This window comes from Sulfurimonas sp., from assembly GCF_018698455.1.
In the GTDB taxonomy this organism is placed as follows: Bacteria; Campylobacterota; Campylobacteria; order Campylobacterales; family Sulfurimonadaceae; genus Sulfurimonas.
The window spans coordinates 73685-81490 of the sequence record NZ_JABIOQ010000014.1 but is presented as its reverse complement, the minus strand read 5'-3'; the positions used below and the strand labels follow the sequence as shown (position 1 = coordinate 81490).

Sequence of the window (7806 nt, the reverse complement as noted above, 5' to 3'; positions counted from 1 at the left end):
GATTGAAGGAAGTCGGGATAAGTTGTACTCCAATAAAGAGAAGCGATTCGTGAGAGGAATCAATGTTTTATCACTTAATTATAGTGATGGCCTTTCAAACTTTATGTTGGATTTTGCAATTAATATGGGCAAGCATGCAAGTTAATAGAAAAGCATATTATGAGTATAAGTTAGTTCAATTTATAGTAGGTTTATTGATTGATATAGAAAATTCAATTTTATTTTAGCCGCTTTTAGTTACTCTGATTTATTATGAATTTGAAGGGAAATAATGTCTATAAAAAATAATATATTTGAACAAGCAAAGAGTTTATCAAAAACATGGCAAAAGGAAATCTCTCATAACCGTGAGAAACAAGAAAAAAAGTTTCACGAGATGATGCTTAAAATGTTAGAAGATCCACAAAATAAGCTTTTTCTAATAGAGTTGTTAGACCAAAGCTTTAGAGCTGCAAGTACAAATAGAATTGCAAATCAACTAGAGTTTTTGTTTAGCAAGTATAAAGATGTAAAGTTTTTTACTAAATTTGAGGATGTCTTAATTTGGTTATTTCGCGATATAGGAATCTATCTTACAAGTGTCTCTGTTCCTCCTTTTATCAAGTACTTACGAAATGACATTAGTGCCATTGTTATAAAGGGTGAGGATGCACTCCTTTCTCAGCACCTTAAAAATAGAAGAGCTGAAAATACAAGAGTTAACATTAATATAATTGGCGAAGCTGTTTTAGGGGAGAGTGAAGCAAGGGATAGAATTGAAAAATATGTCAAATCTCTTAAAAATCCAGATATAGATTACATCTCAATAAAAATTTCAACAATTTTCTCACAAATAGTACCACTTGCACATGACTGGAGTGTTGGGATGATATCTAAGCGGATAGCTCTCATCTACGATGCGGCAATAGAAAATAAATTTATGAATGCACAGGGACAGCTAGAAAACAAGTTTGTTAATCTAGATATGGAAGAATACAAAGATATAGACCTTACCATAGACTCATTTGTGACAACACTCTCACAAGATAAGTATAAAAATCTTTATGCCGGCATAGTGCTGCAAACTTATATGCCAGATGCACTAGGTTATGCAAAGCGATTAGCATCATGGGCAAAGAAAAGAGTCCAAGACGGAGGTGCTCCGATAAAGATCAGAGTTGTTAAGGGTGCAAATCAAGAGATGGAACTCACAGAAGCAAGTCTAAAAGGATGGCCCTGTGTTACTTATGAAAACAAAAGTGAAAGCGATGCAAACTTTAAAGTGCTCATTGATTTTTTACTTGCAAAAGATGTTGCGCCTTATGTAAACATTGGAGTAGCCTCACATAACTTGTTCGACCAAGCTTTTGCACATGAGTTAGCCGTAGAAAGAGGAACTCAAAAGTACTATTGTGCTGAGATGTTAGAGGGAATGAGTGAAAGTGCATATAAGGTACTTAAGAATGATGGTATTGACGTTATTTTATATGCACCAACTGCAACCAAAGAAACATTTACAAACGCGATAGCTTATCTTGTAAGAAGATTTGATGAAAATACGGCAGAGCAAAATTTCTTACGTCATAGTTTTGGACTAAATGTTGAAGATGACACTTGGGATAAGTTGGTAAAAACCTTTGATGATTCGATAAACATTATGGATGCCCTCAAGTTGACACCCTATAGAACCCAAGATAGATTAACTGAGACTATAGAATCAAATCAAAGTATTAACACTTTTGACAATGAAAGCGATACAGACTTCTCACTTGAAACAAATAGAGTCTGGGCACAAGCCATTATAGATAAATGGTCAAATATAGCTAAATCAGGGGGATATCATGTTCACTCTGTAATTGGTGGAGATGAAGTAAAGGGTGAAAAACAGATAGTAGTTATTGACAAATCACAGTTTCATGAAAATATAGAGGTTGGAAGTTATACAAAAGTTGGCAAAGAACAATTAAATAAAGCACTTGATATCGCTAAAAAAGATGCTGATGGATGGAGTAGAAAAACTTCACTTCAAAGATATGAGATACTCGCTAATGTTGCAAATGAATTTAAAAAAGCAAGAGCCGACCTTATAGGAGTTGCAGCTGCTGAGGTTGGAAAAGTATTTTCTGAGACTGATGTTGAGGTTAGCGAGGCTATCGACTTTCTTTATTTTTATCCTCACTCATACAAACAAATAGAAGACTTAGACTCTGTAACATTGAAGCCAAAAGGTGTTGCTTTGGTTATTAGTCCGTGGAACTTTCCCATTGCCATACCGGTAGGTGGTATTGCAGCCGCTCTTGCAACTGGGAATACTGTAATCCTTAAAGCATCATCAAGTTCAATACTATGTGGATATAGGCTATGTCAATGTTTTTGGGATGCGGGTGTTAGTAAAAAAACTTTACAGTATGTTATAGCTGATGGTAAAGACGTTAGCAGTGAGTTAGTGGCAAATGAAGATGTCGCGTTTGTAATATTTACAGGTTCTGAAGATACAGCATACAATATGCTAGATACTCGTCCAAACCTTCATATAAGTGCTGAGACAGGTGGTAAAAATGCGACAATAGTGACCACACTTGCAGACAAAGACCAAGCCATAAAAAATGTTGTGGCTTCTGCGTTTAACAATTCTGGGCAAAAGTGTTCAGCTACTTCACTTCTTATTTTAGAAGAGGAACTTTATAAAGATAAAGTTTTTATGGAAACATTAGTAGATGCAGCCAAGTCACTAGAAGTTGGAAGTGTTTGGGATTTACATAACAAAATAGGAACTCTGAGTTCACTTCCAAATGCAAAACTAAAAAAGGCACTAGATTATCTAGATGATGATGAAGAGTGGCTCATCAAACCAAGATTTGCAACTAAAAATCCATATATGTTAAAACCATCGATAAGATTGGGAACAAAAAGTGATGACTATTGTCATATGAATGAGCTGTTTGGTCCAGTACTTAGCATAATGTGCGCAAAAGACTTAGAAAACGCCATAGAGATTGTAAACTCGACAGGTTATGGCCTTACATCTGGAATAGAAAGTTTAGATGAGAGAGAAAAAGCAATATTTAAAGAGAAGGTATTAGCTGGTAACCTCTATCTAAATCGTATGACAACAGGTGCAATAGTAAGAAGACAGCCATTTGGCGGCATGAGAAAGTCAAGTATAGGAAGTGGTAGAAAAGCTGGTGGATTTAACTATGTCACTCAATTTGCAGATATCACAAGAACCCAGACCATTGCTAAAGATACATGTACTAATGCATTAATTGAGCACTATCGAGTAAACCTTACTGTAGATGGTTTAGAAAATATACTTAACACCTGCGAGAACTTTGTCTACTGGATAGATAAAGAGTTTTCCCAAGAAAAAGACTACTCCAACATAAGAGGAGAAAGTAACTATACTAGATACCTTGGTGTAAAAAGTGTTGTACTAAGAGTTGAGCCTAGTGCAACAATCGAAGAAATAATTTGTTCAATAGTTGCCATTAAACTTGTTGGTGCTAAGTTGCATTTATCAATTCCAACAGAGACAACTAGTAGCGCAATTAAAATACTACAAGAAAATAAATCTATACTTTTAGAGGATGAAGAACTTTTCATAGAAGACGAAAATGAGCTTATAAACGCCATCAAGTCACATGAAAGAGTGAGGTTTCTTACACAAGAACCAGTAAATGAGCATATACATAAAGTACTTAGCAGTGATGCTATTTATATATCGGATGAGCCATTTATAGGGCATGGAAGATTAGAAATGTTACATTACTACATCGAACAGAGTATCTCAGATAGTTATCATAGATATGGTAATCTTGGTGAACATAAACACATAAATAAAGAGGAAAAATAATGGAAACACCGGTATTGGTATCGTTTAGTTTATATATGATTTTGATGGTAGGCATTGGGATCTACTTCTATTTTAAAACAGACAACTTGAGTGATTATGTACTCGGTGGTCGTGGACTTGGACCTGGTGTAACAGCACTAAGTGCTGGAGCATCAGATATGAGTGGATGGCTTTTGCTTGGACTTCCTGGAATGATGTACTCACAAGGAGTAGTTGGATCTTGGATAGCTGTTGGGCTTATAATAGGAGCCTATTTAAATTGGCACTATGTTGCTAAACCCTTAAGAGTTTATACTCATTACCTAAATGATTCTATTACAATCCCAGATTATTTTTCAAATAGATTTGAAGCGAAAGGAAATTCACTTAGACTTGTTACAGCCATTGTTATTCTACTATTTTACACACTTTATACTTCTTCAGGACTTGTTGGTGGTGCAAAACTGTTTGAAGCTACCTTTGGATTAGAGTACACCGATGCACTCTTAACAGGCAGTGTTATTATCGTTTCGTATACGTTTCTAGGTGGATACAACGCGGTAAGTTGGACAGACTTTATCCAAGGGATACTGATGATGTTAGCACTAGTTGTAGCTCCTATTGTCGTGGTTATAGATATTGGTGGCATTAGTGAAGCACTTTCTATTATCGAGAAAGCTAAAGTGTCGAATTTGAGTATATTTAATGGGAGTTCCTTTGTTGCGATTGTCTCTCTTTTAGCTTGGGGACTTGGGTACTTTGGTCAGCCACATATCTTGGTGCGCTTTATGTCAATCCGTCACGAAAATGAGATGCAAAAGGCAAAACAGATAGGTATGACTTGGATGGTGATCTCAGTACTGGGTTCACTGAGCGTTGGTTTTTTTGGATTTGCTTATGTATTGGCAAATGGTGTATCACTTGAAGACAGTGAGAAAGTATTTATAGTTCTTTCGCAACTTCTTTTTAATCCATGGATATCAGGCTTCTTACTTGCAGCAATACTCGCAGCCATTATGAGTACGATAGATTCTCAACTTTTAGTCTCTTCATCAGTTCTAACACGAGATATCTATCATGCTATCCTCAAAAAAGATGCAAGTGATAAAGAGCTAGTTTGGATAGGAAGATCAACAGTACTCATCATCGCCTTAATCGCACTCTATATTTCAACAGATAGAAACTCTAGTGTGCTTGAGTTAGTCTCATACGCATGGGCTGGTTTTGGTGCTGCGTTTGGACCACTGGTAATACTTAGTTTGTACCATAGAGGAATTACAAAAGAAGGTGCTATAGCAGGTATGGTTACTGGAGCCTTAACTGTTATAGTATATAAACAGCTTAAGGGTGGATGGTTTGATGTTTATGAACTATTACCTGCGTTTATTCTATCTTGGATTGCAATTGTCATAGTGAGTAGGTATACAACAGAGAGTGAAAATGCAAAAGTAACTTTTGATGAAGTACATGCAAAACTTAAAAACTAAAGAAAAAATATTTTTATTTACGGATGGAAGTGTTAATCCTCGAAGTGGAGTTGGATATGGAGCTTGTCTATTTTTAGATAAGCTCGAGTCTCCTCTGAGGGGACTAGAAAATAAAATAAAGATTAAAAAGTTTGAAGATACTTCCTCTACAAAATTAGAACTAGAAACACTTTTGTGGGCTTTAGACGAAGCATGTCTAGAAAACTATGATGTAGTAGTATATACAGATTGTCAAAATATTATAGGTTTACTAGCGAGAAGAGATTGTTTTGAGAGAAAAAACTATATGACAAGCAAAGGAAATCAAATAAAGAATCATGAGCTCTATAAATCTTTTTATAAAAGATTAGATACATTGGATTGTGAGTTAATTAAAGTAAAAGGTCACAAGAAATCATCCCAAAAAAATATAGTTGATGATATATTTACTTTAGTTGATAAAGCTTCACGGGATGCTCTTAGAAAAGTTATTCATACTTAAAGAAATATCTATCTTTTCATTTTATACAATTACGAACCTAAAGGATATAAATATGATAAAAGTTAAAAATCGTTGGTTATTGGTTAATGGTAGTAGCTGCAATAGCTATTCACTTCGTTCACGGCATGACACTAAACTAATGAAAGATATTAAGTCACTCCTTAAAGAAGCTATAAGAGATAATAAAGAGAGTTTTACTTCTACTCAAAGAGTAACTATAAAAGTTCAATATGATAAAACACTGTAGCATCTTCTCACTATGCCTTATATAGAAAAAAGTGAAACTCATAAACAAATTAAATCACTTACAAAATCCAAAGATAAACTCTTCACTTTTTTACTTGATGAAAATATACCAGCTGACAATAATGGCAGCGAAAGAGCTATCCGAAATATAAAAGTAAAGCAAAAAGTACCAGGACAATTCAAATCACTAGAGGGTGCAAAAAATTATGCTAATTTACGATCAGTTATTGACACTTCTCGAAAACGAGGCTTAAATGAATTTGAATCATTGGTTTCTGTTATGCAGGGAAATTCTCTCTTTTAGAGAGGGTGATTAGTTACCCTTTTTTTACTCATTTTATTCTTAGCAGATGACTACAGACTTTATTTCTGTCATCTCTTCAATAGCGAAACGTGGACCTTCTCGTCCAACACCACTAAGTTTTACACCACCATAAGGCTGTATGTCAAAACGCAGTGTCGGCATGTCATTGATAACTATACCACCTGCATTTAACTCATCTATGGCACGGTTTGTAATGCTTAAGTCATTTGTAAATACTGAAAACTGTAAACCGTAAGGAGAGTTGTTCATACGGGGTAGGGCATCGTCAAACGAGTTTACTTTTACAAGAGAAACTATGGGAGCAAATACCTCTTCACATACAATTGCCATGTCATCTGTTACATCAGCCATTACACATGGGTAGAACATTCTTCCATCGCGTTTAGGAGTAAGAAGTGCTGTCGCACCTTCTTTCATAGCAGACTCAACCCAACCCATAGCACGCTCAGCTGCCTCGTCATCTATGAGTGGACCCATAAATGTATCATCTTCATAAGGAGAACCAACAATTAGTTTTTTTGTCTCTTGTGCCATTAAAGAAGCAAATTCATCATATACTTCACTTGCAACATAGATACGCTGAAGAGATATACAAACTTGACCAGAGTTCACAAATGCACCAAGAGCACATCTTGAAGCAGCGAGTTTTAAGTCAGCAGTTTTTTCTATGAAAGTCGCTGCATTTCCACCGAGTTCAAGCCCAATTTTTTTGATACCAGAGTTTTTTGTGATGATATTTCCAACAGGAACAGAACCCGTAAAACTAATAACACGAGGAATGTCGCTCGATATAAGAGCAGAGCCAACTTCAGCATCACCATACACAACACTAAGCGCATCTTTTACTGCATACTCACTCTCAATAAAAAGCTTAGCAAATTTGTAAGATGTAAGAGGAGCTTCTGGAGTTGGTTTGAGTACAACACAGTTGCCCGCTACAAGTGCGGGACCAAGTTTGTGTGCAACAAGATTAAGGGGAAAGTTAAAAGGTGTAATGGCTACAACAACACCAACAGGCTCACGACGAAAAAAGCTCAGTGTTTTCTTACCACTTGCCATTGCATCTGTGTTTATAGTCTCACCGTGCATCGTTCTCATAGTTTCAGCTGAGAGAGTGATTGTCTCTATACAGCGTTCAACTTCTACACGAGCAAAAGTAATAGGTTTTCCTACTTCGTCAGTAATAGTTTTTGCTATGTCTTCTTTATTTTCCCCAAGTTTTTTAGCAACATCTAGAAGCCAAGAACATCTTTGAGCAAGTGTTGATGCTTTTGCAGCTTGTGATGCTCTTTGAGCTATGTCTAGAGCTTTTTTAGCATCTAACTCATCACATATGGGAGCAGTTGAGACTACTTCACCAGAGTATGGACTTTTTCTTTCACTTAGATTTTCTTTTGTAGCTTCTGTTGAGCCGAAAAATATTTTTGCTTGCATGCAATCTCCAAATATATTAATA

Annotated in this window: 6 protein-coding genes; 5 read left to right on the top strand and 1 reads right to left on the bottom strand. The window is 35.7% G+C overall.

Annotated features, from left to right (window positions below):
- Positions 1-271 precede the first annotated feature (271 nt).
- The 5 genes from HOG88_RS02245 to HOG88_RS02225 are packed head-to-tail and all read left to right on the top strand — an operon-like array spanning position 272 to position 6329.
- Positions 272-3832, top strand: coding sequence for a bifunctional proline dehydrogenase/L-glutamate gamma-semialdehyde dehydrogenase (locus HOG88_RS02245; protein ID WP_295002678.1), 3561 nt, complete (start codon positions 272-274; stop codon positions 3830-3832).
- A complete protein-coding gene (putP, locus tag HOG88_RS02240; RefSeq protein ID WP_295002676.1) occupies positions 3832-5298 on the top strand; it encodes a sodium/proline symporter PutP in 1467 nt (488 codons plus the stop codon). Before HOG88_RS02245 ends, putP begins: the two co-directional genes overlap by 1 nt.
- Positions 5270-5779, top strand: coding sequence for a ribonuclease HI (locus HOG88_RS02235; RefSeq protein WP_295002674.1), 510 nt, complete (start codon positions 5270-5272; stop codon positions 5777-5779). The genes putP and HOG88_RS02235 overlap by 29 nt, the downstream gene beginning before the upstream one ends.
- A 52-nt stretch (positions 5780-5831) precedes the next feature.
- Complete coding sequence (locus tag HOG88_RS02230) at positions 5832-6026, top strand: hypothetical protein (protein WP_295002672.1); 195 nt, start codon at positions 5832-5834, stop codon at positions 6024-6026.
- Positions 6027-6038: 12 nt separating this feature from the next.
- A complete protein-coding gene (locus tag HOG88_RS02225) occupies positions 6039-6329 on the top strand; it encodes a transposase (protein ID WP_295002670.1) in 291 nt (96 codons plus the stop codon).
- A 39-nt stretch (positions 6330-6368) separates the two neighbouring features.
- On the opposite strand, the gene HOG88_RS02220 is transcribed toward HOG88_RS02225, so the two are convergent.
- Positions 6369-7784, bottom strand: a complete 1416-nt coding sequence (locus tag HOG88_RS02220; protein ID WP_295002668.1) for an aldehyde dehydrogenase family protein — start codon at positions 7782-7784, stop codon at positions 6369-6371.
- Positions 7785-7806 lie beyond the last annotated feature (22 nt).

Excerpts from the sequence above, each read along its gene's own strand:
- HOG88_RS02245 (WP_295002678.1), top strand. The coding sequence starts at position 272 with ATGTCTATAAAAAATAATATATTTGAACAAGCAAAGAGTTTATCAAAA.
- putP (WP_295002676.1), top strand. The coding sequence starts at position 3,832 with ATGGAAACACCGGTATTGGTATCGTTTAGTTTATATATGATTTTGATG.
- HOG88_RS02235 (WP_295002674.1), top strand. The coding sequence starts at position 5,270 with ATGAAGTACATGCAAAACTTAAAAACTAAAGAAAAAATATTTTTATTT.
- HOG88_RS02230 (WP_295002672.1), top strand. The coding sequence starts at position 5,832 with ATGATAAAAGTTAAAAATCGTTGGTTATTGGTTAATGGTAGTAGCTGC.
- HOG88_RS02225 (WP_295002670.1), top strand. The coding sequence starts at position 6,039 with ATGCCTTATATAGAAAAAAGTGAAACTCATAAACAAATTAAATCACTT.
- HOG88_RS02220 (WP_295002668.1), bottom strand. The coding sequence starts at position 7,784 with ATGCAAGCAAAAATATTTTTCGGCTCAACAGAAGCTACAAAAGAAAAT.